This window comes from Microcoleus sp. B4-C1, assembly GCF_036705285.1.
GTDB lineage: Bacteria > Cyanobacteriota > Cyanobacteriia > Cyanobacteriales > Microcoleaceae > Microcoleus.
On sequence record NZ_JAUBUC010000063.1, the window covers coordinates 1 to 26,108 of the forward strand.

A 26,108-nucleotide genomic window follows, 5' to 3' on the forward strand; every position below is an offset into this window, starting at 1 on the left:
CGCCCGTCCAAAAAGGACGGGCGGGACGCCCATCCCACAATAACAATTAAAATTGTAAGTTATTTAATTCGCGATCCGATGAAGGCAGATGCACGCAGAGGAACGCAGATACATTTCAAGATAGGAGAGCAAAGAATAGCTTCAATTCAAGTCTAATATTTATCGGTTAAATCCTGTAGATTGCTCGTTGCCGAACTTCCTTTTTTCCCCAAAAATTATGAGCCCTGAGTTTTGGATTCCAAGTTTATCAAAAAACTCAAACCTCAAAACTCAAGACTCAAAACTCTCTCAGCCTAAAAGCCGATCGATTCAGTCGATCGCCCGACACAAATAATCGCATCAGGGCAGCATCAATTACCGGCGACGGGGAACCATCGTGTCGATATTGATATTAGCCAGAGGCACGCGCTGGGGCGGAGTAGCAGGCATGGGCATATTGCGCGCCATACCCAAATAGTTCGACGGATCGCCAGCTTTCGGCTGCTGTTCTTGAGGAACAAAACGGCGGACACTTGTTTGCCAGATGATTTGCGGGAAGCCAAGCTGCGAACGGTGGTATTCGCTGTAGCGGGGCGTCTTCAAGTTGAAAGGAGTGTCTCCTCCAACTCGCTGAGGCAAAATTCGGCGCTGCTGGTAAGGTATTGTGTCATAACCGAACTTATCCAGGTACTCTTCGCTATTGACCAACTCGTCAATAAAGCCTTGAGGCCCCTTATTGGCTACGACGATCGACCAAGCAATCTTTTCGCGCTCGCTGTACACATCCCGACCCAAAATGCGCTGCACGCACATTTCTACAAATCGGTAATTGCTGTTAGTTTGATAATTCCGCTCCAAGAAAGGAGAAGAAGTCGCCAAACCGCGAATAAAGTCCCGCACAGTAATTTGGCCGAACTTGAGTTGCGACTCCAAAGACTTTTGGCGGTTGCTCTTGAGGATTTGGTGTTCGCTGTAAATCTGGCGATATCCAGCCCAAATCAAATTTTCCATGTCTCCAGACGAGAGCACATTTTCAGTTGTGAAAATTCTCGGCTGCTCGTCGCCGCCCACTTCATAACCAGCAACGCGCTGGTTTTGGCTCTTGGGGGCGTAGCTTAATAAAGGAAGCGCCACGTTAAAATCTCCGTTATCTCAAATTTCAGAAATAGTTGACACCGTGAGCTGCCAGCAAAACGGATACAACTAACCAACATACAGATTAGGGGATTCCCGCAATCTAAATCTGATTTTCCTGAATTTTTGCAACAATCTGTAACATTTGTTGACTGTTGTCAGTGGGCAGTTGGCAGTTGGCAGTGGGCAGTTGGCAGTTGGCAGATTTTAGTCAACCGTAAACAGTCAACCATAAACAGTCAACCGTTCACAGTCAAATAAATTACCAACCCAGAGCCGAATAAAACTCGCTGCCGGCCACTTGATCGGCGGCTGCTTCTGATGTTGCATCCGAGTCTGGTTGCACCCGAATTTCGGTACAAAAAGTCGATGTGCTGAAACCGCCAAAGCGCTTTACGGTACTTGTCCGCATCCGCACGTTCGGATTAGCAAACCAAAAACGCTCGATCGAACTCATCGTCTCGTATTCCGTAATCAGCAGCAGCCCATCCTCTTCATCCATCTCAAAACGGCCAGCCACCGGCACAATTTCCGCATAGCCCCGTTCGCGCAACATCAAGCCCTGCCGGGGATTTTCAGGATCGGGGACGATCGCGAACACCGTAGACCCTTTATGATTCTCATCATCCTTATCCCACGCCATCGAGCCGTGCCAAGTCACAAAAGCCCCCCCAGCAGCCCGGCTCGGATCGACTTCGTGCATCTTGCAAATATCGGCGACTCGCGCGTCATCCGCACCCAGCGCCGTTACCTGAATATTTGAATCCCCAATCTCCGCTTGGCGGAAAGCGAGGTGGTGAGTGCTGCGCTGAGAACGCCACTCCCCAGCACTGCTTTGAAAAAACTCCATGGCATCCATACGAACTAGCTCCTTTGGCTTAGGCTTCCCTGTCTTTACGCCTTTTTATGATAAGGCTCCCCTCACTTTGATGTACTTTTGCGACACAAATTAGTTTCAAAATGTCTACTTTGGACATATTGTCAAGGGAATGTTATGATAGTTTACAATGTAGGAGACACAACAAATCCTGCGAAAGGTCATTCCGATCAATTTCGCATTAATCTCAGCAAACTGGAGGAGCGATTTATGGATATGCCTACAACCAACCTCAGCATGGAACAGCAGTTCAAACTTCAAGTGCTGCGCGAAGAAGTCAAAAGGTTAAGCCAAGACCAAGCTCAGGAATACTTGCTCGAAGTTATGCGGCAAAGTATGGTCAAAGAAAACCTGTTCAAGCATTGGATGAAGAATATGTGAACTCTTCGAGCATTTCTTCACAACAATCAGTGGCTTGTATCTGCAAAAAGTACGATCGAGCTTTTAATCATAAAACGCAGAATCCCGCTTTCTCCAAGAAAGCGGGATTCTCAATTCAGGAAAGTTTTACGCAGTTTTTTTTGTCGCTACCAGACTCAGCAAATTAAATATTTTTAATCTCTTAGAAACAAACTTCGTTTGTGTAGCGACAGGTTTCAACCTGTCGGGGACTCAACCAAAACGACCGCTGACATAATCTAAAGTAGACTCTTCTTTCGGACTTTGGAAAATTATCTCAGTCTTGTCACACTCCACAAGATAGCCAAACCGCTTCCCATCGTCAGAAAGTTTAGCATTGAAAAAAGCAGTCAGGTCAGAAACCCTAGAAGCCTGCTGCATATTGTGAGTAACGATCACAATCGTATACTTCTCCTTAAGTTCCCGCATCAACTCCTCAATCTTAATCGTAGAAATCGGGTCAAGAGAAGCGCAAGGTTCATCCATTAACACTACATCAGGATTAATCGCGATCGCCCTAGCAATACACAAACGCTGCTGCTGGCCACCCGAAAGAGAAAAACCGCTTTGCTTCAACTTATCCTTCACTTCATCCCACAAATAAGCTTGGCGGAGCGATTTTTCCACCAGCTCATCCATATCCCCCTTATAATTGTTTACCCTCGCACCGTAAGCAATATTGTCATAAATCGACTTCGGGAAAGGATTCGGCTTTTGGAATACCATCCCAATCTTGCGGCGCACCTCTACAGCATCAATATCAGGAGCGTAAAGATTTTGATCGTAGTAATCAATTCTACCCTCTAAACGAAAACCGTTAACTAAATCGTTGAGGCGGTTAAAACATCGCAGAATTGTACTTTTACCGCAGCCAGACGGCCCAATCAAAGCAGTAATGCGATTTTTAGGAATCTCCATACAAACATTTTTAACCGCGTGAAAAGCGCCGTAAAAAATATTGATATTTTCTGTCCGTAAAATTGTTTCCGTTTGCTGGTCTAAATCCATCATCATACAGCTAATTATCCAATCGAATTTTACAAAATAACAAGAAGGCGAGACTGGGAGACACAGAAAGTAGGAGACGAAAGGAAAAACAGTTAAATTCATCCGTGTATCGGTGTCCAAATCCGTGTCGTGCCCTTCTTCCTTCAATAAACTTTTTGGCGAGTAGCCCAGCGAGAAAGAATACTCGTCAGCAAAACCATAATCACCAAAATCAAAGATGCCGCCCAGGCCAATTCTTTCTGTGCCTTAAAAGGAACCGTTGCAAAGTTGTACACCAAAACCGAAAGACTCGGAGTTGGCTTATCAAATCCAGCCGGCCAAAAAGGCGAATTCAGCGCCGTAAAAATCAAAGGAGCAGTTTCTCCAGCAGCGCGAGCAATTGCCAGCGTCACGCCCGTTAAAATAGCCGGAATTGCCGCAGGCAAAACCACCTGCAATACCGTCTGATAATTAGAAGCACCCACACCAACCGACGCCCATCTAATATCTTGCGGGACGATTTGTAGAGCTTCGTCAGTAGTCCGCACAATCGTCGGCAACATCAGCACAGCTAGCGCCGCACCCCCTGCAATTGCCGAAAAACCTCCCATATTTACCACGAACAAACCGTAGGCAAACACCCCTGCAATAATCGAAGGAACGCCGCTGAGGACGTTAGTAGCAAACCGCACCCAGCGAGCGATTTGGCCGCTGCTGAATTCCGATAAATAAACGGCTGCCAATACACCAAAAGGAACAGCAATTAAAGAAGCAATTCCCACCGTCATCAATGTACCGACAATTGCATTAGCAATACCGCCTCCCGATAGTCCGGGCGCCGGTGGCAGCTTGGTAAACAAGTCTAGATTCAGGCGATTGAAACCTTGAACGATGACGTAAGAAAGCACTGCAAACAAAGGCAAAAGACTAATTGCCAAACAGGCTCCTGCTAGTCCCGTCATCGCGATATTGAACAGCGATTGCGGAGTGCCTTTAACCTTCTTCAAACTGCCTGTATTCGAGGCATAAGGATTGTGATCTTCCGATGAGATATTTGACATAAATCAACACTGTATGGGAAACTGCGGCCAACTTTTAGTTGTACTTCGCTCTGACTTGAGAAACAATCCACTCTGCCAAAATATTAACAATCAGTGTCAGAATAAACAGAATTAGGCCCGTGTACATCAGAGCTGCTACTTGCAATCCCGAAGCTTCCGCAAATTGATTTGCCATCAAAGAAGCAATAGTATTTGCTGGAGCTAGCACAGAAAGACTTAACTGATTGGAATTGCCAATTAACAGAGTTGCAGCCATTGTTTCTCCCATAGCGCGACCGAGCCCAAGCATAATTCCGCCGACAATGCCGGAAAAAGCCGCCGGTACGAGCACTCTAAAAATTGTTGTCCAGCGAGTAGCTCCTAAACCCAGAGATGCTTGCCGTAATTCGGGCGGGAGACTTGCCAAAGAGTCGCGGGAGATAGCAGTAATAATGGGCAAAGTCATGACTCCCAAAATTACTCCGGCTGGTAACATTCCCGGGCCCACTGGCGGGGTGCTAAAAATCGGCAGCCATCCGAAAGTGCTGTTGAGAAACCTGCCGAGAGTGGTAATCAGGGGAATCAATACAGCAATTCCCCACAAACCGTAGACTACGCTGGGAATGGCGGCTAAAAGTTCTACTAAAAAAACTAAAGCTGTACGCACTGGCAGCGGCAAAAAATCTTCACTTAAGAAGATGGCAGTCCCTACTCCTAATGGTACAGCAATTAGGAGCGCGATCGCCGAACTGACGATCGTCCCGTAAATCATTGGCAGCGCACCGTACTCTTCCTTAACCGGATTCCAGCTACTGCCAAATAGAAATCCCAAACCGTACTGTTGAATCGCCGGTAAAGCCCTGTAAGCAACGGTGAGCGCGATTAGCAGCAATATTACACCAACTCCTATACCCAAAATCCGAGTCAGCCAGATAAAGCCTTCGTCTAAAGACTTTTCTGCCCCAGAGCGCGATCTGCTCTGTGATTGAGCGCTGTGATTGTCTGAAATCATAGAAAAAAAACCAAATATATAGTAGCGGAAAATAGTCTGTTTCGGAAAAAGCTAGAAGGAAGCAGAAAGAAAGACCATAAATAAAATCAAAGAGGGGCGGGTTTATTAATCCCCTGACTTTTCAACAATTATTTTTGGTAAAACCTGACCATTGTATTTTGAAAGAGGTAAATGGCGATTTACCGTTGGGTGGGGCGGGTCGATCGGATTATTGATTTTAGGCAATTATTGTCGGTGAACCCGCCCCTACACAAATATCTCTCTTGCTTTTTTCTTTCCCCTTTTTTCCAACAGTCAACAGTCAACAGTCAACAGTCAACAATTACTATTTGGCAACCTCAATTTTGTAGTCGGGGCTGATGCCGTCGGCGGCCGCTGCTACTTTTTCTTTAACGTTTTGGGGCAGAGGAACGTAGCCCAATTCAGGGCTGACCTTTTGACCTTCATTCAAGCCGTATTCAATCATAGCTTCGATTGATTTGGCTTTGTTGGGGTCAGCAACTGTTTTGGGGATGAGCATCCAAGTGTAGCTAACAATAGGATAGGACTCTGCCCCTTCCGGATCGGGAATGAACGCCCGGAGATTCTCCGGTAGTACCACTGCTTCAAGGGTTTTGGCCCCCGCTGCGTCGTTGTAGACTACAAAATTGCCGGCTTTATTCTCCAGGGCCGCAAACTTGATATTGTTGTTCTTTGCGTAGCCGTACTCAATGTAGCCTATAGCGCCAACGGTTTGTTGAATAGAAGCTGTCACACCTTCATTCCCCTTGCCACCAATCTTACCGGCAGAAGGCCACTCTACTGTCTTGCCTTCCCCTACTTTTTCTTTCCATTCTGGACTGATGGCGCTGAGGTGTTTTGTGAATACGTCTGTCGTACCACTGCCGTCAGAACGGTGTACAACTGTGATATTTTGGTCGGGCAGTTTAGCACCCGGGTTAGCTGCTGCAATTTTGGGGTCGTTCCACTTGGTGATGTTCCCCAAGAAGATATCTGTGTAAACGGCTCTTGGCAACTTCAGTTCGGGTACGTCTGGCAGGTTGTAGGCGATCACGATACTACCAGCCGACATCGGCAGCAAGAGCACGCCTCTGTCGGCGGGCACCTTCCCAATTTCCTCGTCACTCATGGCGGTGTCGCTGGCTCCAAAGTCTACCGTACCTTTGGTAAACTGTTCGACTCCGGCGCCGCTGCCTACTGATTGATAATTGATCTGTAATTTGGGATTGGCTGTGTTGAAATCTTGAAACCAGCGCTGGTACAGGGGTGCTGGAAATGACGCGCCGGCACCCGTCAGGGCTAAGTTTGAGGCTAGGGCGAGTTTGGTGTTTGGTGCTGTGCCGGTGGCTGCAACGGGGCTAGCTGCGGTGTCGCCGGGGCTGGGGCTGCTGCCTGTTGTTGTGCTTGGGCTGCTGCAAGCTGCTACACTGAGGGCGATCGCCATACCGGAAATTGCAGTAGTCAGACGGTTTGGATTAATCAAGTTAAGACGAAAAAGCATAGGTATACAAAAGCTGCGATCGTTATATGGGTGTCCCGCATCAGCATAGCGCGCAAAAGTAAAGCTTGGGTTAAGAATCTTTACATTTAATGGCAATTTAATATTAATTAATATTATTAATTAAGAGATGATCTTGACAATTGTGATTTCATGAGATATAGGCAAGATAGATTTGTACGGAAACCAGTCGATCGCCCGTTAGCGAAGCCCTCGAAGAGGATCGCGAAAAATTCCCCATTAAATTATCACAAGATCGAGGCTTGAGAGCCAGAAAACCATACAATGGTGGTTATTTTGACAGTAGTGCTAGTATTAAGGATTTAAAAGCTGCGGGCATAGAAGCTTGCATCTGACAAATACATTCTGACGAATGCCGTTTGATGATATAGCAACCGCCCTGACGGTTAGGACGTTCTTAATTGCACAAACATAAACGGTCGATTGCAACTTCGGTCTTCCTTCTTTCTTCTGCTATAATGCCTGCTCCTATTGAATTAATCTGGGCTGTTATTGGTTTGCTCCTGACGATAGGAGGCACTTTTTTGCCTGCATCTGTCACAATTCCCATTGGGTTGTGGGACGATCGAGGACTTCAGGCCTACTCTTTAGGTGTTACCTATCAAATTGGCGCCGTCTTGCTAGTAGGCTGCATGGGGGGGAAAAATGCTGCGGCTCTCTCGCAAATTGCCTATTTGGCATTAGGATTAACTTTGTGGCCAGTTTTTTCTCAAGGCGGCGGCATTGGCTATCTCAAAGAAGCGAGTTTTGGGTATTTGCTGGGTTTTGTTCCTGGTGCTTGGGTGTGTGGCTGGGTGGCTTTTAAGGTAGCTTCGCGACTGGAATCTATGGCTTTTAGCTGTTTGTGTGGTTTGTTCACTGTTCACGCGATCGGCTTAATTTATCTAATTTTTACTTACTTGCTGCCTCCGGCAAAAAAAACACCTTTATTTGATGAGATTCTTAAATATTCGGTTTATCCTCTGCCGGGACAATTGGCGGTAGTTTGTGCGATCGCAGTGTTGTCATTTACTTTGCGCCGCTTGATGTTTTATTGATTGGGTAATTGGGAATTGGGAATTGGTAATCGGGGATTGGTTGTTGTGTCAAATAAGGTTATACTATACATTGCCCAACGAGAGAGTCATCGCGCTGCGGCTGGGATTGCTTTCCTGCACTGCATTCTGCTCATAATGACACGTGAGATTGGAGTAAATTCTCTCATGCCCGATGCCCCATTTTCTATTGCTTAATTCATGCGTTTTAAAAGAAATCCCTTGTTCTGGGTTGCTGCTGTTATCAGTTTAGTTTTAGACCACCTGACTAAGTTTTGGGTGGTACAAAATTTTGATTTGACGGTTCCTCCCCAGACGCAGCCGCTGTTACCCGGAGTGTTTCACTTCACTTATGTTGTTAATACCGGTGCGGCTTTTAGTCTGTTCAGCAATGGCGGGGCGATTTGGTTGCGGTGGCTGTCATTGGGCGTTAGTGTGGGATTGATGGTGCTGGCTTGGTTCGGGCCGCGAATAAACCGCTGGGAACAAGCTGGATACGGTTTGATTTTGGGGGGAGCACTAGGGAATGGGATCGATCGATTTGTTTCGGGCCATGTTGTAGATTTTATCGATTTTCGGCTCATTCGGTTCCCCGTATTTAATCTAGCCGATGTGTTTATTAATGCTGGGATTATCTGTTTGCTGATTGCAACTTTTCACAGTGCACCGCCGACTCCGAAAAGTCAGGACGATCGCGATTCTATTTCAGACTAACTTTGGGCAAGTCAATCGATTTTCGATTTTCGATTTTCGATTTTCGATTAACCACCCACGGGCTGTACCGTTCTCAGGTTTATGGGATGCCGAGCTTTTTTTGCTTAGGCTCGCGAATTAAATAACTTACAATTTTAATTGTTCTTGTGGGATGGGCGCCCCGCCCGTCCAAAAAGGACGGGCGGGACGCCCATCCCACTTTCAAGAGTGGAAGTTATTTGATTCTCATTCCTTATCCGCTGATGAATCCGGCGGCCTCGCAACCAATTGTTTTCGGTCATTTGTCAGTTGTCTGTTACCAGAAGGTACAGGTGTCAACTTCAGGTTAGAGTCATTTATGAGCTATAATTAGATTTTTTATTGCTAAGGCTAAACTTGCCCGCGATCAAAAGCAATTTGGTCACAAACTCCCGGATTTATCCGTGGGATAAATTCCCTAAGCTGTCACGCATTTAAATTGCATATTCAGGGCGGGCGAGACGCCCACCCCACAAGAATTAGATTGTTTTTTGACATTCTATTTAAATGCACAACAGCTTAATCTAAAATCTAAAATCTAAAATCTAAAATCGGATGAATCCTAATCCATTTGCCCAAGAACGCTTACTATTTGCCCCAGCAACCCCCGATGCTGATGCTATCCCGACTATTTTTGCTTTTCCCAACGAGTACACGGTGGGTATTACCAGTCTCGGCTATCAGATAGTGTGGGCCACTTTGGCTGTGCGATCGGATATTGAAGTGGGCCGCTTATTTACAGATATCCGCGAACAACTTCCCCGACATCCAGAATTACTGGGATTTTCGCTGTCTTGGGAACTAGACTATGTAAATATTCTCAATTTATTGGAATCTCTAGAAATTCCGATTTGGGCGTCAAAACGAACTGATAATCATCCGATAGTCTTCGGGGGTGGCCCGGTTTTTACTGCGAATCCAGAACCTTTTGCCGATTTTTTTGATGTGATTTTGCTGGGAGATGGCGAACATCTCATTGACAATTTTATTGATGCTTATAAAGAAGTCCGTAGCGCCGACAGACAAACTAAATTGCGGCATTTAGCCCAAGTTCCGGGAGTTTACGTCCCCAGTTTGTACGAAGTAACTTATCTGGATGCGGCTGAGGGGATTAAATCGATTCAGCCTGTCGATTCGGGAATTCCCAGTATGGTTGAAAAACAGACGTACCGCGGCAATACTTTATCTGCTTCCACTGTGGTGACAGAAAAAGCTGCTTGGGAAAATATTTACATGGTGGAAGTGGTTCGTAGTTGTCCAGAAATGTGCCGTTTTTGTTTGGCAAGTTATCTGACTTTGCCGTTTAGAACTGCGAGTTTGGAGGATTCGTTAATTCCGGCGATCGATCGGGGTTTAGCTGTAACTAATCGTTTGGGTTTGTTGGGTGCTTCGGTGACTCAGCACCCGGAATTTGAAGCGTTGCTGGATCATTTGAATCATCCGAAATACGACGGCGTGCGGTTGAGTCTTTCTTCGGTAAGGACGAATACGGTGACAGTTAAGCTAGCAGAAATATTGACCAACAGAGACAGCAAATCTGTGACGATTGCCGTGGAAAGCGGGAGCGATCGCCTCCGCAAAATCGTTAACAAAAAACTCACAAATGACGAAATTATTCAAGCTGCTATCAATGCTAAGGCTGGCGGATTAAAGGGAATTAAACTTTACGGGATGGCGGGAATTCCCGGCGAAGAAATGGAGGATTTAGAGGAAACGGTGGCGATGATGCGGGCGATTAGAAAAGCTGTTCCCGGTTTGCGGTTGACTCTGGGATGCAGCACTTTTGTCCCGAAATCTCACACTCCTTTTCAGTGGTTTGGAGTGAATAAAGATGCGGAGAAGAGGCTGAAGTTTTTAGATAAAGAATTGCGGAAGTTGGGTTTAGAATTTAGACCTGAAAGCTATAACTGGTCTGTGATTCAGGGTTTGTTGTCAAAGGGCGATCGGCGGTTGTCTCGGCTGTTGGAATTAGTGCGGCATTACGGCGATACTTTGGGCAGTTATCGGCGAGCATTTAAGGAGTTGCGGGGACAGTTGCCGGAGATGGATTTTTATGTTTTTCAAGAGTGGGAATTGGATCAGGTTTTGCCTTGGAGTCATTTAAAAGGGCCGCTACCGGAGGCGACTTTGAAGAAGCATTTGGCTGAGGCGATGACTCATACAACACGACAGCCAAATCAAGAATGTGAGAATTCACTAAGTCGCGTTTAGTAAATTAGATTATAATAGTCTCATGCGTGTCATTAGCCGAAAACGACTAAAAGAATTTTGGGAAACACACCCCAATGCTGAAACAAGTCTGTTGCTATGGTATCAGCGTAGTTGTGATGCTGAATGGCAAAGTTTAGTAGATATTCGTAAAGTATTTCCTTCGGCTGACTTAGTAGGTAACTTTACGGTATTTAATATTGGTGGCAATAACTATCGGTTAATTGCTTTTATCGATTATGAATACCAGATAGTGTTTGTCCGCTGTGTTTTAACTCATGCAGAATATAATAAGGAGAACTGGAAAAATGACGACTGGTTTGAAAACTCCTAGTAGCTACTATATTGAGATAATCACAACTTTTCCACCGCGTCCCATTACTTGTGAAGCTGAGTTAATCGCTACACAAAATCGGATTGATTCTATTGTGAGTCGGAGAAATCTCACGCAGGACGATCGGGATTACTTAAACGTGTTGGGTAGTCTTGTTTATGATTACGAACAAAAACATGAGCCAATGCCAGTCTTGAAAGGTATCGCACTACTGAAAGCATTGATGGTTGAAGACAATATTCAAGAAAAAGATTTGGTTGATATTTTTGAATCCGAGTCTTGGGTATCTGAGGTGATGAATGGAAAGCGGGAACTGACGGCGGGTCAAATTCACAAGTTAGCTAAGTTTTTCCATCTTTCCCCTGTGGCATTTCTTGAGTATAATTAATTGCCAGGATACTGGGATGAGTGACGCACTATAATATAATTATGCCCGAAGTCCAACCGAAAGACATTCAGCGTTATACTACGCCAGATAACAAAGTGCCTTTCGATCAGTGGTTTGATTCGCTGAGAGATATCAATGCTCAAGCCAAGATTATATCTAGGCTTAACCGAATTGCTGATGGTAATTTAGGAGACTATCGCTCCGTGGGGGAAGGCGTATGCGAACTCAAAATCAATTATGGGCCAGGCTACCGAATCTATTTTGGACAAATAGCAATGACAATTGTGATTCTCATCTGCGGAGGCGATAAAAGCACTCAAGACAGAGATATCCGCCAAGCTAAAGAATACTGGACAGATTATAGGAGTTAAGACAATGCCTAAAAGCCTACCTTATCATCCGTTTTTGATTGAATCTCTGAGAAAAAACCCGGCATTGTCAGCCGCCTATATAACGGCGACATTAGAGGAGGAAGAGCCGGAAGCTGAACTGCTAAAACGAGCTCTCAGCGATGTAGCAGAAGCTCTCGGTCAACCAAAAATGACTCCTGAACAATATGAATTGCACTTAAAAAAACTGGATGAATTGCTGTCGCAGCAAGGAAGTGATGCGATTTATAATCTGGGCACTTGGCTGAATGCTTTGGGATTGAAACTAACAGTTGCTGTTTCTACTGAGACAGAGGATAATACTGCAAATGCGGAAACGCGATCGCAAATAACTGTTTAACTGAATCTAGAAAATGCCTAATTTTCGATATTCCTCCTTAATTAATGCCACCGTTGAAGCAGTATGGAACTTTCACGAAAGGCCCGACATTCTGCAACTTTTGACTCCGCCTTGGCAACCGGTGAAAATCATTCGCCGCGAAGGGGGACTTGATGTGGGTGCTGTATCAGAATTTCGCCTGTTATTGGGGCCGATTCCTGTAAAATGGGTGGCGACTCACACTCAGTGCGAACAATATCGCTTGTTTGTTGATGAACAAACTGAGGGGCCGATGGCAAGTTGGACTCACCGACACGAGTTTACCTCAGAAAATGGCAAAACTAGATTAACAGATGCGATCGCATTTTCGATACCGGGCGGCCCAATTGTCGATTTGTTGTTAGGTTGGTGGGTGGAAATGCGGTTAACAGATATGTTTCGCTACCGCCACGAAGTCACAAAAAGAGAGTGCGAGAAAAATGCAAACAACGGCTGAATATTACTGTGCTTTCTGCGGCGAACCGAGTACAACTTTTGTTGATATCAGCGGTGGTATGGAACAATCTTATATCGAAGATTGTCAGGTTTGCTGTCGCCCGAATGTTCTTTATGTCAGAATAGATGAAGATACCCTGGATATTGAAATAGATACTGACTATCAAGAATAAGTGACTATAAAAAGGTCGGAATTGCCTTTGATGCTGACTTGGTAGAATTCATAAATCTTGAAGCGGCTGCTTCTACGAAGGCCTGAAAAATTCGAGAGTTTACCGAACAGTTTGGCGACATTTCTGGGTGCCATTGAATTGCTATCATCCAAGGGTGATAGCAGTGCTCCATTGCTTCTACCAAAGTGTCAGGTGCATCGGCTACAATTCGCCAATCGGATGTTACCTTTCGCACTGCTTGATGATGCCAGGAAACAACTGTTGTTGAAGTTTTTCCCATAATTTTTGCTAGCCGACTGTTGGGTTCAATTTCAATGGTATGCTCGATCGCACGCGGGGGAATTCCCGATCCGTGATTAACCTTGTCTCCGTAAGCATCGGGTACGTGAATCACCAAACTGCCACCGCTGGCTACGTTCAGGATTTGCATACCCCGGCAAATCCCCAACACAGGTATGTCAGCCTTCAAAGCTAGCTTTGCTAAGCTTAATTCAAAATTGTCGCGTTCTGCATTAACCGAGTAAACTGTGCGATCGACATAACCGCCATAAAGTTCTGGGTTGATATCTCCGCCCCCGGAAAAAATCAACCCATCTACTGCATCCAAAATACTAGCCGGATCTAATTGATTGGGCGGCAGTAAAATCGGAATGCCACCAGCCGCCTGAACTGCATCAATATAAGTTCCATTTAAGCGATATTCGCCTGCTGGACAGCGGTTGTATGTTGTGATGCCAACGATAGGAAATTTTTTCATTTGCTACAGGGCGGGAGATAATTAATTGTGGAAGGTGCGGGCGGGCTAGAAGCCCACCCCACAAGAATATTTACTCATTGTGGAACAGGCATCTTGCCTGTTTCTTTGGGCCGGCTAGAAGCCCACCCACCATAAACTTACTTATTGTGGAACAGGCATCTTGCCTGTTTCTTGTCTGATTTATTGTAATTGATTCCTAGATTAAACTAAGAATTTCCTACACGGCTGTCTAATTTGTAACAGTTTTAGTATTAGTTTCCGGCAGCGGTTTGCGCGTACACAGATAAGCCAACGGCCCGAACAGCGGCACTAATGTTACTGCCCAAAATGCTGTAGAACTCTGCATTCCTCGGCGGGTCATATCGTCTCCTAATAAGGCAGGAAATAGTAGGCCAAGCATACAAAAGTCTAAACTCATTACATGGATAAAACGGCTGGTTTGCCACTGCCCAATAAAATCAGACCAATCGCCGTTTGTCAAGCCAAAGGCAACTAAACCAACAGCAGCTAATGTTAAGAAAAATCCAGTAAAACGGGAGTCTAATATCTTTAAAAAGATATTTTTTTGACCGGGAAATTCTGGATTAGGTTCGCGCAGGGCTAAATAAGGCAGCAAGGCAACGGCGCCGACGCCAAAGGATAAAGTGGCAAATAACCATGCAGGTATTTTCTGGCCCCTGCCGTCAGCAAATAAGACGCAACTGTAGATGAGCGGCCAGACTCCCATGAGGTTGAATAACGCTACAATTAAAGGGTTGATGTCTGCTATTTTGCCTGTGGAAATATTGGTAATTAGTGTGATGGTTTTTTCTGGGCTGTCGGGTGGTGCAAATACAAAGGCGTAGGTGATAAATGCAATCCAAAGCAGCCCAAATCCAATTTTTATGAACATAGTTAGTTTTTCTGACTTCTGATATTACTATAGCAAGCTTAAAGGGTTTTTGAATAATACTTTTTTTCTTTACCGCAGAGGACGCAGAGAACGCAGAGGAACAGAGGAGAATATTTGAATGTCTTGCTATTTGGCATTGCGGGTTTTGGGTAGATTGCTAAATTTTTGCATAAATTGGCGATCGATCCAATCTTTCCAGTACCACAGCAGCCCCGATTCCCACATGAAAGATCCGCGAGATGCGATCGCCCTTTTATTCCCAGTACCAATTAACCCTAGGTACTGTTCCTGGGGTGCAAAGGGTTTCAGCGGTTTTTCTAATAAAAACTGCTGCAAATTTTCAAACAGCGGTTTGCCCTGACGCACGGCAAACACGCCTGCTTTGGGGCGCGGATAATTAACCATCGCAGCGATATCGCCAGCCCCAAATACATTGGGGTGAGAGACTGATTGCAGGCAATCGTTGACTTGCATAAAGCCGTTTGAGTCGGCTGCTAAACCGGATTCTCTTATCCAATTGGCTGCCGATGCTTGTGTCACCCAAAATATGCGATCGCACTCTAATTTTAAACCAGATTCACAGGAAATTTGGTAATTGGTAGGGAAGTGAAGAGTGGTTTCCCTCTCGATTTTTTTTACAGCACAAACTTTTTCCTTTAAATGCAATTGAATGCCGCGACGTATGAGAATTTCTTGAAGGCGGCGACGCACTCGATGGTTATGTGCAGGCATTAATTCAGCACCGCTGTGCAACAAATGTATTTCTAGTTCTTCTTCTTTTTTCCCCCTTGCCTCTTCCCTGAATCCCCATCCGTTAAATCCGTTAAATCCGTTACACAATCTGTTGCCGAACCCTTCTTCCTTCCCCAATCGAAACTGCATATTTAATGCTAATTCTACGCCGCCTGCACCGCCGCCCACAATGGCAATTCGCAGCGGTTTCTGGGGATGGTTTTGCCTTTCGGAAATTAACTGATTCCAGCTAGTTAAAAACTCCGGTACGGGTTTAGCTGCAATTGTATATTCTGCCGCACCCGGTACAGATAAAGTCGCAGGAGTGCTGCCGATATCCACAGAAAGCACATCAAAATTAATCGGAGGCCGAGTTTGACAAATAACTAAATTTTTGTTAAGGTCGATCGCGATCGCCCGATCGATTAATATTTGACATCCGGCAAATTCCGCGAGCGATCGCAAATCGATGTGACATTCATCATAATCGTAAAACCCGGCAACGTGTCCCGGCAGCATCCCCGAATAAGGTGCGTGCAGCACGTCGCTAATCAGAGTCAAACGCACTCCCGGCAGCGGGTTGATACCGAACATTTTTAATACGATAGCATGACTGTGACCGCCGCCAATTAACACTAAATGTTTCACCAAAAAACTGGGTCTGAAGCCCCGTCCTTATAGGACGGCTTTACATTGAATTAAATCCCCTTTCGGGGTCGGAGAGGGAATTTAATGCAACCTCTCCGATTTTTGGGGAATGGTTGCCCCAAACTCCCATTTCTGGGGTAAAGTTAGCTTCGACAAAGTTATAAAGGCTTGTTAGGCTAGCAGCACTGTCTCAGTGACCTTAAGACTGTTTAACCACTAGCGACAGAGCAAGGGACTAGCTTCGCATCCCAGGGTGTCGTGACCTAAATAACATAGCTATTTAAAGCTTAGTCTGGTCAGAATGGCCTGTTAGATTTCTCTTTCAAGCCTCACGCCTTTAGGCTGAGGTTTCTGACAATTACAGATGTTCGATCGAGATGTTCCAGCACCGATATTGTACAGCACTTGCACTCCTTGGGCCGCAGAGTCCGGTAAGGATAGCTGGCAGTGCGTAATTAATGATTTCCCAGCAGTTAGACAGAATGCTCTCACTTACCCTCTGTCTCAGAGATTATACGGAGCTCAGTTGCGATCGCAGCACATCAATTCACCCATTTCAGTTAACCGATTCCACATTCAGCGCAAATAGCTGTAGACTGTAGAGCGAGCAAATTTTATCACCAAATTATGCCAGGGTGTGTTTCAATAGCTAACTCACCATTCAAAACTATGACATTACGCATCATTCCGCGCCGTTGGCAGCGATCTATTAAAACTCTTTTCCCGCTTCTGTTTGCCCTCTCATTCATTATAGTATTGCTGGCGAACAACTTCATTCCGGCGATCGCCCAGCCACCCCGCCAGGAAATTCGCGGCGTTTGGATGACGACAAACGACAAAGACATCCTCAGAGATCGTCGCAAACTAGGAGATGCTGTCAGCAAACTAAAACGGTTAAATTTCAACACAATCTATCCCGTAGTCTGGAATTCAGGCTATGCAATGTATCCCAGCAATGTAGCGCAGCAAAAAGACATTCAACCCTTTGTTTACAGAGGGTTAGAGGGACAAGATATGATCGGAGATTTGATAGCTCAATCTCACCGCCAAGGCCTGCTAGTAATTCCTTGGTTTGAGTTTGGTTTCATGGCTCCTCCCACCTCAGAATTAGCCTTAAATCATCCCGATTGGCTGACACAAAAACAGGACGGCAGCCAAACATCAATCGGTGCAGGTGGCGAAGTAGTTTGGCTCAATCCCTTTCATCCAGAAGTTCAGCAATTCATTACCAAACTCGTACTAGAAATTACCACTCAATATAACGCCGACGGCATTCAATTTGACGATCACATGAGTTTGCCGTCTGAATTTGGATACGATGACTACACAGTTGCTTTGTATACCAAAGAAACCAAAAAAGCTCCGCCCAAAGATTTTCAAAACCCAGCATGGGTGCAATGGCGAGCCAATAAAATTACCGCTTTTATGTCACAGCTAAATCAAGCCGTCAAAGCAGTCAAACCCAATGCAATTTTCTCAATTTCTCCCAATTACTACGAGTTTGCTTACAAACATCACCTGCAAGATTGGCTGGCTTGGGTGCGTTTGGATATTGCCGACGAGCTAATCGTGCAAGTCTACCGTTCCAATCTAGAATCATTTGTAGACAAGCTTAACCGTCCAGAAATGCAAGAAGCACAGCAAAAAATTCCCACCGGAGTTGGGATTATGACTGGTTTGAGAAATAACCCAGTACCGATTCAGCAAATTAAATCTCAGGTGCAAGCAGTCCAAGAATACGGCTTAGGCGCCGCTTTCTTCTACTACGAAAGCTTGTGGGAATATGCACCAGAACCTCTAGCAGTTCGACTTTCTCAATTTAGTGCTTTCTTCCCGTCTTCTGCATTCCGAACAGCGCTACAAATACCCAGACGCGCGGCGACTTTCCCTCCGCCTGCGCCACCAAAACCAGACCCCAAAGCTAAGCCAGAGGAACCTACCAAAAACAGCCCACCTTCGCCATCACCAACCACGTAAAAGAATTAAAGAGTCATCAGTCATTAGTAACTTTGTAGGGTGTGCAAGTAGTCCGACAGTCCGACAGGGGTTTAAACCCCTGTCTCATAGCTGAAGTCGTCTTTAGACGACTGTAGCAATTCTATCAAAGCTGTTTTTCTATAGAGTTAGCGCAGAATATATGTGTAACTCTACTTTTGAAAATTGAGATTACTATTTGAGTCGGTTTTAACCGACTTATGCTATTAGACAGGGACTTGAGTCCCTGGCGGCCAGTGGCAGAATGAAACAGCTCTGCTGGGGGCGAGGGGATACCGAGTTATGTTCCTATAAAATATCCGTATTACCAACAACTACCCTCAATAAAAATGCCAACAAAGCAAAAATTTTTACTGCCAAAAATGGGCTGCGGCACTTGGGCCTGGGGCAACAGATTGCTCTGGGGATACAATGAAAGTATGGACGAGGAATTGCAAGTCGTTTTCAATCTTTGTGTTAGTAACGGTGTCACCTTATTCGATACTGGCGACTCTTACGGAACTGGGAAATTAAATGGACGCAGCGAACAGCTTTTGGGGCAGTTTTCTCAACAATATCAAGGTGCAAACAAAGACAGTATTTGTATTGCGACAAAACTGGCTGCTTATCCTTGGAGACTGACGCGACAATCAATGATATCGGCTTGCAAAGCCTCTGCTGCGCGCCTCGGAAAAAATGTAGATTTGGTGCAAATGCACTGGTCTACAGCTAATTACGCTCCTTGGCAAGAAAGCGCTCTTTTAGACGGTTTGGCTGACCTTTATGAGCAAGGATTGGTCAAGGGAGTGGGCTTGTCTAATTACGGGCCGAAACGGCTGAAATGGGTGCATCAAAGATTTAGCGATCGCCAAATTCCTATTGTTACTTTACAAGTGCAATATTCGCTACTTTCCACCTATCCCGTGACCGAACTAGGGTTGAAAGATGTTTGCGATGAATTGGGGATTAAAATGATTGCTTACAGTCCTCTAGCCTTGGGGTTGCTGACGGGTAAATATTCCGAAAACGGCTCTCTTCCTAAAGGTATCCGAGGTTTGGCGTGCAAGCAGCTACTTCCGGGAATGCGATCGCTTCTGGAGTGTTTGCGAGAAATAGCGGCATTCAGAAACAAGACTGTTTCGCAGGTAGCAATCAACTGGTGTATCTGCAAAGAAACTATTCCGATTCCGGGGGCGAAATCTGCTGCACAGGCGATGGATAATATTGGTGCTTTGGGCTGGGAGTTAGACTCCGGGGAGATTGCCGAATTGGATAAGGCGGCGGCGAGTGTAGATAAGAAAATGGTGCAGAATATCTTTCAAACTCGGTAAAAAGACTCTCGCGTGGGGTGGGGGCGGGTTTATTTAAGCTGTCTGCATTCTTTAAATCTTTTGGTGAACCCGCCCCTACAGTTTTTTGACGGCGGGTGTAAGAGATCGGGTTAAATAGATATGATTGCTGTAGGGGCGGGTTTTACAAACTATCATTGCCTAAAATCAATAATCTCATAAACCCGCCCCCACCGGATGACACAATCTTTCATTGATTCACACAAAAATTTTCCACACACCGCACAAACATTTCTACACCCATCCCCAGCGCAGTTTCATCAAAATCAAAGCGCGGGTGATGGTGCGGGTAAGCCAAGTTTTTCTCTGGATTTGCTGAACCCAAAAAGAAATAGCAACCGGGGACTTCTTGCAAAAAGAACGACATATCCTCGCCGCCCATTGTTTGACATTCGGGAACGATTCCGGCAGGAGTTTCGACGACGGATTCTGCCACGTCGCGCACCAATTCAGCTATTCTCGAATCATTAATAACTGGCGGATAAAGCGCACAATAATCTAATTGGTAATTAGCGCCGTGACTCTGACAAATTCCGGCAATTACTTGCTCGATTCGGTTTGCAAAATAACCTTGATATGCTGGATTGAAATAGCGCACCGTGCCACCGATTTGAGCAGTATCGGCAATCACGTTGTGGGTGTGGCCTGCGTGGAATTTGCCGACAGTTACTACCGCTGAGTCGATCGGGTCAATATTCCGCGCGACAATTGCCTGCAAAGCGCTGACAATTTGGGCTGTAACTACGATCGAGTCCACAGTCTGATGTGGCATTGCGCCGTGTCCACCTTTGCCAAAAATCGTGCAGTCAAAAACTTCCACAGCCGCCATCAGCGCGCCGCTGCGGACGCCTACAGTGCCTAAAGGTAGATTGTTCCACAAATGCAAGCCGACGATCGCATCAACATCAGGATTCTTCAAAACACCCGCCTCAATCATCGGTTTTGCGCCTCCTGGCCCTTCTTCGGCGGGCTGAAAGATAAATTTTACTTTACCCGAAAAGCTGTGTTTGTGCTTGGCAAGATAACAAACAGTACCAAGGGCGATCGCAATGTGGCCGTCGTGGCCGCAAGCGTGCATAATTCCATCATGCTGCGATCGATAATCCACCTCATTTTCCTCTTGAATCGGCAAAGCATCCATATCAGCCCGAATTGCCAAAACCCGCCCCGGTTTGCCGCTGTCTATAGTGGCGACAATACCAGTTTGAGCAATATTAGTTTCATGATCTATTCCCCATTCCTGCAACTTTTGTGAGATAAACTGCGCCGTTAAATTTTCATCAAAACTCAACTCCGGCCTTTGATGCAAAAGGCGACGCCATTCAACTAGCTGAGGCTGCAAATTTCTAATTTCCAGCCGCAACTGAGATAAATCGACAGAGGTTAAATTCGGTAAAGTAGAAACCATGTTTTATTCTCCTTATAGCAATTTGTAAAACTCTCTCTTTTCTTTCTCTGTGCTCTCTGCGCTCTCTGCGGTTAAAAGAAAATCTTCTTCAATCCTATCTGAGTTGTGCCGGAGATTTTTTTTTAATGAACCGCAGAGGACGCAGAGTACGCAGAGGAAGAGAAGAATGAGAAAGAGATGTGTTGAGAATAGGGTTATTTAGAAGTCTGAGGAACTAAATTAACCCCTGGTAGCAACCGCTCTAAATCTAAATCTGAAGCAACTTTAGCTAATTTAGCAAGGTCAGTCGGGTCATCTAAATGCGGCAAAATACCCAACACAGGTATTTGAGTCAGCGACTGGATTAAATCAACGGGCGCTAAATCGGCAATTTCTTGTTCAGAATAAGCTTTAACGCAATTGAGCACAATTCCTCTCAGCTTAAAACCAGTGTGTTTGGCGAGAGCAACATTCGCCACAGCTTGCCCGATCGCCCCCAACTTCACAGGTACTACCAAAACCCCTCTCAGCCGCCAATCCCTAGCAATATCGGCCACCGTCAGTTCCCACGTTACAGGCGATCCCAGCCCTCCCAAAGCTTCCACCAACACAAAATCCTTGCGTTCAGAGAGGCTTTGCCACGCTGTCCAGACCTTTTCGAGTTCGATACGTCTCCCCTCCCGTTCGGCCGCAATCGGCGGTGCTAGAGGCGCATCAAAGTGCACCGGATTGAGTTCTTGGGGGGATTGGTCGAGGGAAAACAAACGGGTGTAAAGTTCGCGATCGCCCGTTCCTGTTTGCAACAGCTTCATAATTCCCAAACTGCGATCGGGAAAATACATTTGCCAATAAGCAGCCAGAGCGCTGGTCAAAACAGTTTTGCCCGCGTCGGTATCAGTTCCAGTAATTAGCAGCGAGTTCATTGGCAAAAAGCTAACAAATAATTGGCCTCAACCTCAGTCTAGGGGAATTTTGCCAGAAGTTTAGAGTTCTGGTGATGGTGCGGGTGTTGGTGCTGGTTCGGGTTCCGGCGCGGGCTCCGGTTCGGGTTCCGGCGCGGGTTCCGGTTCCGGTTCCGGCGACGGTGCCGGAGTTGGGGCAGGTTCCGGCGATGGTGCTGGTGTTGGGGCAGGTTCCGGTGTTGGTGCGGGTGTTGGTGCGGGTGTTGGTGCTGGTGTTGGCGACGGCGCGGGTGTTGGTTTGGGTGCGGGCGCCGGTTTGGGCGCTGGAGTCGGCGCTGGAGTCGGCGCTGGAGTCGGCGCTGGAGTCGGAGTTGGCGCTGGGCTTGGTTCTGGGCTTGGTTCTGGTAAAGGTTCTGGGCTTGGTTCAGGCAAAGGTTCTGGGTTCGGTTCTGGTAAAGGTTCTGGGCTTGGTTCCGGCAAAGGTTCTAGGGTTGGTTCCGGCAAAGGTTCTGGGCTTGGTTCTGGCACAGGTTCTGGGCTTGGGGTTGCCAAAGGTTGCGGGGTTGGGGTTGGCAAAGGTAGCGGGTTTGGTACCGGAGTTAGTGTCGGCGTCGGACTTGTAAGTGCTGGCGGTGTCGGAGTGGGTTTGGGGCGCGAATTGTTGAGAAATGAGCCGACTAAAGCCCAGGAACCAAAGCCAGTCAAGATTACTAAGCCGGCCAGCAGTCCGATCGCAGCGATGGGATTGTCCCAAAAAGAGCCCCCAACAGGCTCACTTAACGGGTCTGGCTGGTTTGGCGGGGGGGAACTCTGGGCGACGGGCTCTGGCGGCCTGCCCACGGCCACCGTTGCTATTAGCGAAGGGTTTGTCTGCACCACTACTGGCGCGGGCGGTACAGTTGGCTGGCTAGGTTTAGGATTAGTTTGGGCGTCGAGTGCTTGGGCGACTTCGCTGACAGATTGATATCGATCGCCCGGAGATCGGCTCAACATCCGATTTAGCACCAAAGCCAAACCCGTGCTCACCTGCGCTTGCTGCTGCCAATTCCACTGCAGCGTTGTTTGATCGAGCAATTCCTGCGGTTCTTTGCCTGTCAGCAGGACGATCGCCGTTACGGCTAAAGCGTAGAGGTCGCTGCTGGCAGTTGCCCGCCCGCTTTGCAACTGTTCCATCGGCGCGTAGCCGATTTTACCGACAGTTGTCGCGTGGGCTGTTCCTTCGGGAGACTGGACTTTGGTGGCGAGTTCTTTTACCACTCCAAAGTCAATCAGCACCGGCAACTGGTCGTTTTCCCGCCGAATTATATTTTCTGGGGAGATGTCGCGGTGGATGATGCCGCGGGCGTGGATGTGAGCGAGTACCGGCAACATTTGCCGGATAAATACCAAGACTTCGGCTTCAGTGAAACTGCGACCATTGGAAGTTCGATCGAGCAACAGTTCGCGGTAAGTCATCCCTTCCACGTAATCCTGCACTAAAAACAAACGCTGGTTCTCTTCAAATATTGCTCGAAACTGGGGAATTTGTGGGTGCCCAATTTGGTAAAGTATTGCCGCCTCTCTTTGGAACAATTCCTTCGATTTTTCCAAAACGTATGGCCCGCTTTGCACCGGGATCAATTCCTTCAGGGCGCACCGTTCTTGAAACCGTCCCAAATCTTCTACTAAATAAGTCCGGCCAAATCCTCCTTGACCTAAAATATTCACCAAGCGGTAGCGGTTTTGTAGGAGAGTTCCAATAGCAATAGGTGGCTGCATAAGTTTAAGTAGAAACTGTTAAAAAATAGACGATCGCTCACAGACTTAGTAATGCTAGGTCTTTAATGCTCTTGAGCATACTTCACTATCTGTAGTCCCCAGTCCCGACCAAAGTTAGTATTTTACATTTTTTATGACATTCTTGGACGCAATGATGGTCAGAAACCGGGTTTTTTCACGAAAACACAGAGGTTGCCACCTGCAGATCCGATCAAAAACCCGGTTTCTGCGTCAATATCTCAAGGGAGAAATGCACGATTTTTCGTAGAAACCGGGTTTTTTGGCCTTAGCCCTAATAAATTGTCGCCCCTCGGCCTAAGCCATACATCTCTATAAAGCTTGAGATGATTTATCGGAGATGTCTAATGACTAATGACTACTGACTACTGACTACTGACTACTGACTACTGACTACTGACTAAGGACTAAGCTTTGCTTTCACCATGTCTTGAATTCTGTTACCGTCTGCTTTGCCCTTAAGCTGCTGCATTGCCTTGCCCATCACCTTGCCCATATCTTTTGCAGAAGTAGCGCCAACCGAAGCAATCACTTCGTCAACTACTTGACTCACCTCTTCGTCTGACATCTGCGCCGGCAAATACTCTTCAACAATTGCCAACTCCGCCTCCTCTTGTGCCACTAAATCTTCGCGGCCACCTTTGCGGTATTGTTCGATCGAATCCCGGCGCTGTTTGGCTATTTGCATCAAAATTTCCATTTCTTGAGCTTCTGTCAGCGTTTCTTGCCCGGAGGGACGGAGGCTGACTTCTTTTTCGAGAATAAATTTCTTGATGCCGCGAACTGTTTCCAAGCGAACTTTGTCCTTGGACTTCATGGCTGCTTTGATTTCTGCGTCAATGCGTTCTCTTAAGCTCATCGATTTCTACCTTGCTTTGCCCGATCTCAAAAATCTGAAGTATGCTTCCGATTCTTAACTTTTTTTACAGTATTTTTCAAGTTTATTGCCTGTTGGTGGCTTTTTTATCGCATGGAACCCGGATGCCTTCGACTTTCGACTGAATTTTGGGCCGCTAGACTTCCCGCCTCAGCCCCAAATTGACTCACGGTAGAACTTTTAGACCCAGGGACACCAGTGCGATCGTACTTCTGCCATTACAGAGAGCGCTAGAACCCACATTCCGCACGCTGGGCTGTCACACAGCATAATTACGCAGAATGCTTGATCTTTACAGTAATAAATTATGCCTTTAAAAAGTAATTTATCCGTTAATGTACGGTATTATAGTATAACTTATAGTTTTATGGGTGGATAAAAATAAGTAAAAACCGATTGTGACCGTTGAGGGTGCCGAAAGAGGGCTAGAAACCCGGTTTCTCGGACATATTTCTGCAAGTCCTATTCAATTCGCCTAACTTCACACTTGTGGTCGCCTCGAAAGTTAAATCTATTAAAAAATTGGCTGAATATTTCTAGTTTCAGATGGTAAGATAGCGATGGAATAAACGTCCTGCAAGAGGCCTGCTGTGATCCGTTCTGCTACTTTACCGCTTCCGCTTCCCGAGCCGCCGGTTTCCGCTCATGACCGTCTGCGGCTGTTCTCCGGTTCTGCTAATATTCCCCTCGCCCAAGAGGTGGCTCGCTATCTGGGGATTGATTTGGGGCCGATGGTTCGCAAGCGGTTTGCTGATGGGGAACTCTACGTTCAAATTCAAGAATCGATTCGGGGTTGCGATGTTTACTTGATTCAGCCAACTTGCTGTCCGGTAAACGATCGCCTGATGGAATTGTTAATTATGATCGATGCTTGTCGCCGCGCTTCGGCTAGACAAATTACTGCTGTCATTCCCTATTACGGATATGCTAGGGCTGACCGCAAAACGGCCGGAAGAGAGTCGATTACGGCAAAATTAGTGGCTAATTTGATTACGGAAGCTGGGGCAGGTCGCATTTTGGCGATGGATTTGCACTCGGCTCAAATTCAAGGTTATTTTGACATTCCTTTCGATCACGTTTACGGTTCGCCGGTGCTTTTGGATTATCTGGCGAGCAAGCAATTGACGGATATTGTTGTGGTTTCGCCGGATGTTGGCGGAGTCGCTAGGGCGAGAGCTTTTGCCAAAAAGCTTGGTGATGCTCCCCTGGCAATTATTGACAAGCGCCGCCAAGCTCACAACGTCGCCGAAGTGATGAACCTCATCGGTGATGTCAGGGGCAAAACTGCTGTGTTGGTGGACGACATGATCGATACTGCCGGCACGATTTCTGAGGGCGCGAGATTGTTGCGCCACGAGGGTGCGAGGCAGGTTTATGCTTGTGCTACTCATGCGGTGTTTTCGCCTCCAGCCATCGAGCGTTTGTCTAGCGGGGTTTTGGAAGAGGTAATTGTTACGAATACAATTCCTGTACCGGAAGAAAACCGTTTTGAGCAGTTGACGGTGCTTTCGGTAGCCAATTTGCTCGGAGAAACTATTTGGCGGATTCACGAAGATAGTTCTGTTAGCAGTATGTTCCGCTAGAGGGCAAAGACACTTTTTGAATGTTTGTTTGAGGGTGCGTTAACAAGAGTGTAACGCACCGTTTTTTTTGTGAATAGTGCGATCGTTTCCCGCAAGTAATCAGCCCAGGCTCATCTAAATTTTACTGTCAAGTCCCCTCAAATTCTTGTGGAGTGGGCGTCCCGCCCGCCCGGAAAATACAATTTAGATGCCGAACAGCTTATCAAGTTCCT

27 protein-coding genes are annotated in these 26,108 nt (G+C 46.4%); 14 read left to right on the top strand and 13 right to left on the bottom strand.

All coding sequences use genetic code 11. From position 1 onward, the window contains the following. Positions 1-354 precede the first annotated feature (354 nt). Together QUB26_RS22345 and QUB26_RS22350 are read right to left on the bottom strand one after the other, a co-directional pair. Positions 355-1,113 (bottom strand): phycobilisome rod-core linker polypeptide, encoded by a 759-nt coding sequence (locus tag QUB26_RS22345; RefSeq protein WP_333244967.1) that lies wholly within the window; start codon positions 1,111-1,113, stop codon positions 355-357. A 262-nt stretch (positions 1,114-1,375) separates the two neighbouring features. Beyond that, positions 1,376-1,972: a phycobiliprotein lyase gene (locus tag QUB26_RS22350; RefSeq protein WP_333319806.1), complete on the bottom strand. Its 597-nt coding sequence runs from the start codon at positions 1,970-1,972 to the stop codon at positions 1,376-1,378. 135 nt (positions 1,973-2,107) lie between these two features. Between QUB26_RS22350 and QUB26_RS32090 the strand changes: the two genes are divergently transcribed. Then, complete coding sequence (locus QUB26_RS32090; protein WP_445242989.1) at positions 2,108-2,371, top strand: NblA/ycf18 family protein; 264 nt, start codon at positions 2,108-2,110, stop codon at positions 2,369-2,371. 231 nt (positions 2,372-2,602) lie between these two features. Here QUB26_RS32090 and pstB read toward each other — a convergent pair whose 3' ends face one another. The 4 genes from pstB to pstS form a co-directional block, all read right to left on the bottom strand. Then, entirely contained in the window at positions 2,603-3,403 is an 801-nt protein-coding gene (pstB, locus tag QUB26_RS22360; RefSeq protein ID WP_333244973.1) for a phosphate ABC transporter ATP-binding protein PstB, read from the bottom strand. A gap of 137 nt (positions 3,404-3,540) precedes the next feature. Further along, positions 3,541-4,437, bottom strand: coding sequence for a phosphate ABC transporter permease PstA (gene pstA, locus QUB26_RS22365; protein WP_333244960.1), 897 nt, complete (start codon positions 4,435-4,437; stop codon positions 3,541-3,543). Positions 4,438-4,471: 34 nt separating this feature from the next. Further along, positions 4,472-5,428: a phosphate ABC transporter permease subunit PstC gene (gene pstC / locus QUB26_RS22370; RefSeq protein WP_333244957.1), complete on the bottom strand. Its 957-nt coding sequence runs from the start codon at positions 5,426-5,428 to the stop codon at positions 4,472-4,474. 325 nt (positions 5,429-5,753) lie between these two features. Next, positions 5,754-6,929 (bottom strand): phosphate ABC transporter substrate-binding protein PstS, encoded by a 1,176-nt coding sequence (gene pstS, locus QUB26_RS22375; RefSeq protein ID WP_333244954.1) that lies wholly within the window; start codon positions 6,927-6,929, stop codon positions 5,754-5,756. Positions 6,930-7,405: 476 nt separating this feature from the next. Between pstS and QUB26_RS22380 the strand changes: the two genes are divergently transcribed. From QUB26_RS22380 to QUB26_RS22420, 9 genes are all read left to right on the top strand, one after another. Beyond that, positions 7,406-7,984, top strand: coding sequence for a biotin transporter BioY (locus tag QUB26_RS22380; protein ID WP_333244950.1), 579 nt, complete (start codon positions 7,406-7,408; stop codon positions 7,982-7,984). A 198-nt stretch (positions 7,985-8,182) separates the two neighbouring features. Then, on the top strand, positions 8,183-8,695 hold the full coding sequence (lspA, locus tag QUB26_RS22385; RefSeq protein ID WP_333319808.1) for a signal peptidase II: 513 nt from the start codon (positions 8,183-8,185) through the stop codon (positions 8,693-8,695). Between the two features lie 573 nt (positions 8,696-9,268). Continuing rightward, entirely contained in the window at positions 9,269-10,924 is a 1,656-nt protein-coding gene (locus QUB26_RS22390; protein WP_333244945.1) for a radical SAM protein, read from the top strand. A gap of 22 nt (positions 10,925-10,946) precedes the next feature. Then, positions 10,947-11,255, top strand: coding sequence for a type II toxin-antitoxin system HigB family toxin (locus QUB26_RS22395; protein WP_333133871.1), 309 nt, complete (start codon positions 10,947-10,949; stop codon positions 11,253-11,255). Further along, a complete protein-coding gene (locus QUB26_RS22400; RefSeq protein ID WP_333244942.1) occupies positions 11,230-11,643 on the top strand; it encodes a transcriptional regulator in 414 nt (137 codons plus the stop codon). The genes QUB26_RS22395 and QUB26_RS22400 overlap by 26 nt, the downstream gene beginning before the upstream one ends. 41 nt (positions 11,644-11,684) lie before the next feature. After that, positions 11,685-12,014 (top strand): type II toxin-antitoxin system RelE/ParE family toxin, encoded by a 330-nt coding sequence (locus QUB26_RS22405; protein ID WP_333244940.1) that lies wholly within the window; start codon positions 11,685-11,687, stop codon positions 12,012-12,014. Between the two features lie 4 nt (positions 12,015-12,018). Next, positions 12,019-12,372: a transcriptional regulator gene (locus tag QUB26_RS22410; RefSeq protein WP_333244937.1), complete on the top strand. Its 354-nt coding sequence runs from the start codon at positions 12,019-12,021 to the stop codon at positions 12,370-12,372. 13 nt (positions 12,373-12,385) lie between these two features. Beyond that, positions 12,386-12,847, top strand: coding sequence for an SRPBCC family protein (locus QUB26_RS22415; RefSeq protein ID WP_333244935.1), 462 nt, complete (start codon positions 12,386-12,388; stop codon positions 12,845-12,847). Then, positions 12,831-13,019 carry a CPXCG motif-containing cysteine-rich protein gene (locus QUB26_RS22420; RefSeq protein ID WP_006635525.1) on the top strand — a complete coding sequence of 63 codons (189 nt, stop codon included), beginning with the start codon at positions 12,831-12,833 and terminating at the stop codon, positions 13,017-13,019. Before QUB26_RS22415 ends, QUB26_RS22420 begins: the two co-directional genes overlap by 17 nt. A gap of 4 nt (positions 13,020-13,023) precedes the next feature. Here the strand turns inward: QUB26_RS22420 and QUB26_RS22425 are convergent, their stop codons facing one another. From QUB26_RS22425 to QUB26_RS22435, 3 genes are all read right to left on the bottom strand, one after another. Then, on the bottom strand, positions 13,024-13,776 hold the full coding sequence (locus QUB26_RS22425; protein ID WP_333244932.1) for a gamma-glutamyl-gamma-aminobutyrate hydrolase family protein: 753 nt from the start codon (positions 13,774-13,776) through the stop codon (positions 13,024-13,026). Positions 13,777-14,005: 229 nt separating this feature from the next. Further along, complete coding sequence (locus QUB26_RS22430; RefSeq protein ID WP_333244929.1) at positions 14,006-14,668, bottom strand: DUF2834 domain-containing protein; 663 nt, start codon at positions 14,666-14,668, stop codon at positions 14,006-14,008. Between the two features lie 126 nt (positions 14,669-14,794). Beyond that, complete coding sequence (locus QUB26_RS22435) at positions 14,795-16,048, bottom strand: FAD-dependent oxidoreductase (RefSeq protein WP_333244927.1); 1,254 nt, start codon at positions 16,046-16,048, stop codon at positions 14,795-14,797. A 364-nt stretch (positions 16,049-16,412) separates the two neighbouring features. Here QUB26_RS22435 and QUB26_RS22440 point away from each other — a divergent pair, with 364 nt between their 5' ends. The 3 genes from QUB26_RS22440 to QUB26_RS22450 all read left to right on the top strand — a co-directional run bounded on the left by QUB26_RS22440 (position 16,413) and on the right by QUB26_RS22450 (position 19,353). Further along, on the top strand, positions 16,413-16,637 hold the full coding sequence (locus QUB26_RS22440) for a hypothetical protein (RefSeq protein ID WP_333244924.1): 225 nt from the start codon (positions 16,413-16,415) through the stop codon (positions 16,635-16,637). Further along, on the top strand, positions 16,634-18,025 hold the full coding sequence (locus tag QUB26_RS22445; RefSeq protein ID WP_333244970.1) for a glycoside hydrolase family 10 protein: 1,392 nt from the start codon (positions 16,634-16,636) through the stop codon (positions 18,023-18,025). The genes QUB26_RS22440 and QUB26_RS22445 overlap by 4 nt, the downstream gene beginning before the upstream one ends. Positions 18,026-18,372: 347 nt before the next feature. Then, positions 18,373-19,353 carry an aldo/keto reductase gene (locus QUB26_RS22450; RefSeq protein WP_333244921.1) on the top strand — a complete coding sequence of 327 codons (981 nt, stop codon included), beginning with the start codon at positions 18,373-18,375 and terminating at the stop codon, positions 19,351-19,353. A 208-nt stretch (positions 19,354-19,561) separates the two neighbouring features. On the opposite strand, the gene QUB26_RS22455 is transcribed toward QUB26_RS22450, so the two are convergent. The 4 genes from QUB26_RS22455 to QUB26_RS22470 all read right to left on the bottom strand — a co-directional run bounded on the left by QUB26_RS22455 (position 19,562) and on the right by QUB26_RS22470 (position 24,295). After that, complete coding sequence (locus QUB26_RS22455; protein WP_333244918.1) at positions 19,562-20,779, bottom strand: M20 family metallopeptidase; 1,218 nt, start codon at positions 20,777-20,779, stop codon at positions 19,562-19,564. 194 nt (positions 20,780-20,973) lie between these two features. Beyond that, on the bottom strand, positions 20,974-21,681 hold the full coding sequence (bioD, locus tag QUB26_RS22460) for a dethiobiotin synthase (protein WP_333244915.1): 708 nt from the start codon (positions 21,679-21,681) through the stop codon (positions 20,974-20,976). A 60-nt stretch (positions 21,682-21,741) separates the two neighbouring features. Next, positions 21,742-23,418 carry a serine/threonine-protein kinase gene (locus QUB26_RS22465; protein ID WP_333244912.1) on the bottom strand — a complete coding sequence of 559 codons (1,677 nt, stop codon included), beginning with the start codon at positions 23,416-23,418 and terminating at the stop codon, positions 21,742-21,744. Positions 23,419-23,836: 418 nt separating this feature from the next. Beyond that, on the bottom strand, positions 23,837-24,295 hold the full coding sequence (locus QUB26_RS22470; RefSeq protein ID WP_333207777.1) for a GatB/YqeY domain-containing protein: 459 nt from the start codon (positions 24,293-24,295) through the stop codon (positions 23,837-23,839). Positions 24,296-24,903: 608 nt separating this feature from the next. Here QUB26_RS22470 and QUB26_RS22475 point away from each other — a divergent pair. Then, complete coding sequence (locus tag QUB26_RS22475) at positions 24,904-25,896, top strand: ribose-phosphate pyrophosphokinase (protein WP_333244908.1); 993 nt, start codon at positions 24,904-24,906, stop codon at positions 25,894-25,896. Positions 25,897-26,108 lie beyond the last annotated feature (212 nt).

Excerpts from the sequence above, each read along its gene's own strand:
- QUB26_RS22350 (WP_333319806.1), bottom strand. The coding sequence starts at position 1,972 with ATGGATGCCATGGAGTTTTTTCAAAGCAGTGCTGGGGAGTGGCGTTCT.
- QUB26_RS32090 (WP_445242989.1), top strand. The coding sequence starts at position 2,108 with ATGATAGTTTACAATGTAGGAGACACAACAAATCCTGCGAAAGGTCAT.
- pstB (WP_333244973.1), bottom strand. The coding sequence starts at position 3,403 with ATGATGATGGATTTAGACCAGCAAACGGAAACAATTTTACGGACAGAA.
- pstA (WP_333244960.1), bottom strand. The coding sequence starts at position 4,437 with ATGTCAAATATCTCATCGGAAGATCACAATCCTTATGCCTCGAATACA.
- pstC (WP_333244957.1), bottom strand. The coding sequence starts at position 5,428 with ATGATTTCAGACAATCACAGCGCTCAATCACAGAGCAGATCGCGCTCT.
- pstS (WP_333244954.1), bottom strand. The coding sequence starts at position 6,929 with ATGCTTTTTCGTCTTAACTTGATTAATCCAAACCGTCTGACTACTGCA.
- QUB26_RS22380 (WP_333244950.1), top strand. The coding sequence starts at position 7,406 with ATGCCTGCTCCTATTGAATTAATCTGGGCTGTTATTGGTTTGCTCCTG.
- lspA (WP_333319808.1), top strand. The coding sequence starts at position 8,183 with ATGCGTTTTAAAAGAAATCCCTTGTTCTGGGTTGCTGCTGTTATCAGT.
- QUB26_RS22390 (WP_333244945.1), top strand. The coding sequence starts at position 9,269 with ATGAATCCTAATCCATTTGCCCAAGAACGCTTACTATTTGCCCCAGCA.
- QUB26_RS22395 (WP_333133871.1), top strand. The coding sequence starts at position 10,947 with ATGCGTGTCATTAGCCGAAAACGACTAAAAGAATTTTGGGAAACACAC.
- QUB26_RS22400 (WP_333244942.1), top strand. The coding sequence starts at position 11,230 with ATGACGACTGGTTTGAAAACTCCTAGTAGCTACTATATTGAGATAATC.
- QUB26_RS22405 (WP_333244940.1), top strand. The coding sequence starts at position 11,685 with ATGCCCGAAGTCCAACCGAAAGACATTCAGCGTTATACTACGCCAGAT.
- QUB26_RS22410 (WP_333244937.1), top strand. The coding sequence starts at position 12,019 with ATGCCTAAAAGCCTACCTTATCATCCGTTTTTGATTGAATCTCTGAGA.
- QUB26_RS22415 (WP_333244935.1), top strand. The coding sequence starts at position 12,386 with ATGCCTAATTTTCGATATTCCTCCTTAATTAATGCCACCGTTGAAGCA.
- QUB26_RS22420 (WP_006635525.1), top strand. The coding sequence starts at position 12,831 with ATGCAAACAACGGCTGAATATTACTGTGCTTTCTGCGGCGAACCGAGT.
- QUB26_RS22425 (WP_333244932.1), bottom strand. The coding sequence starts at position 13,776 with ATGAAAAAATTTCCTATCGTTGGCATCACAACATACAACCGCTGTCCA.
- QUB26_RS22430 (WP_333244929.1), bottom strand. The coding sequence starts at position 14,668 with ATGTTCATAAAAATTGGATTTGGGCTGCTTTGGATTGCATTTATCACC.
- QUB26_RS22440 (WP_333244924.1), top strand. The coding sequence starts at position 16,413 with ATGTTCGATCGAGATGTTCCAGCACCGATATTGTACAGCACTTGCACT.
- QUB26_RS22450 (WP_333244921.1), top strand. The coding sequence starts at position 18,373 with ATGCCAACAAAGCAAAAATTTTTACTGCCAAAAATGGGCTGCGGCACT.
- QUB26_RS22455 (WP_333244918.1), bottom strand. The coding sequence starts at position 20,779 with ATGGTTTCTACTTTACCGAATTTAACCTCTGTCGATTTATCTCAGTTG.
- bioD (WP_333244915.1), bottom strand. The coding sequence starts at position 21,681 with ATGAACTCGCTGCTAATTACTGGAACTGATACCGACGCGGGCAAAACT.
- QUB26_RS22465 (WP_333244912.1), bottom strand. The coding sequence starts at position 23,418 with ATGCAGCCACCTATTGCTATTGGAACTCTCCTACAAAACCGCTACCGC.
- QUB26_RS22470 (WP_333207777.1), bottom strand. The coding sequence starts at position 24,295 with ATGAGCTTAAGAGAACGCATTGACGCAGAAATCAAAGCAGCCATGAAG.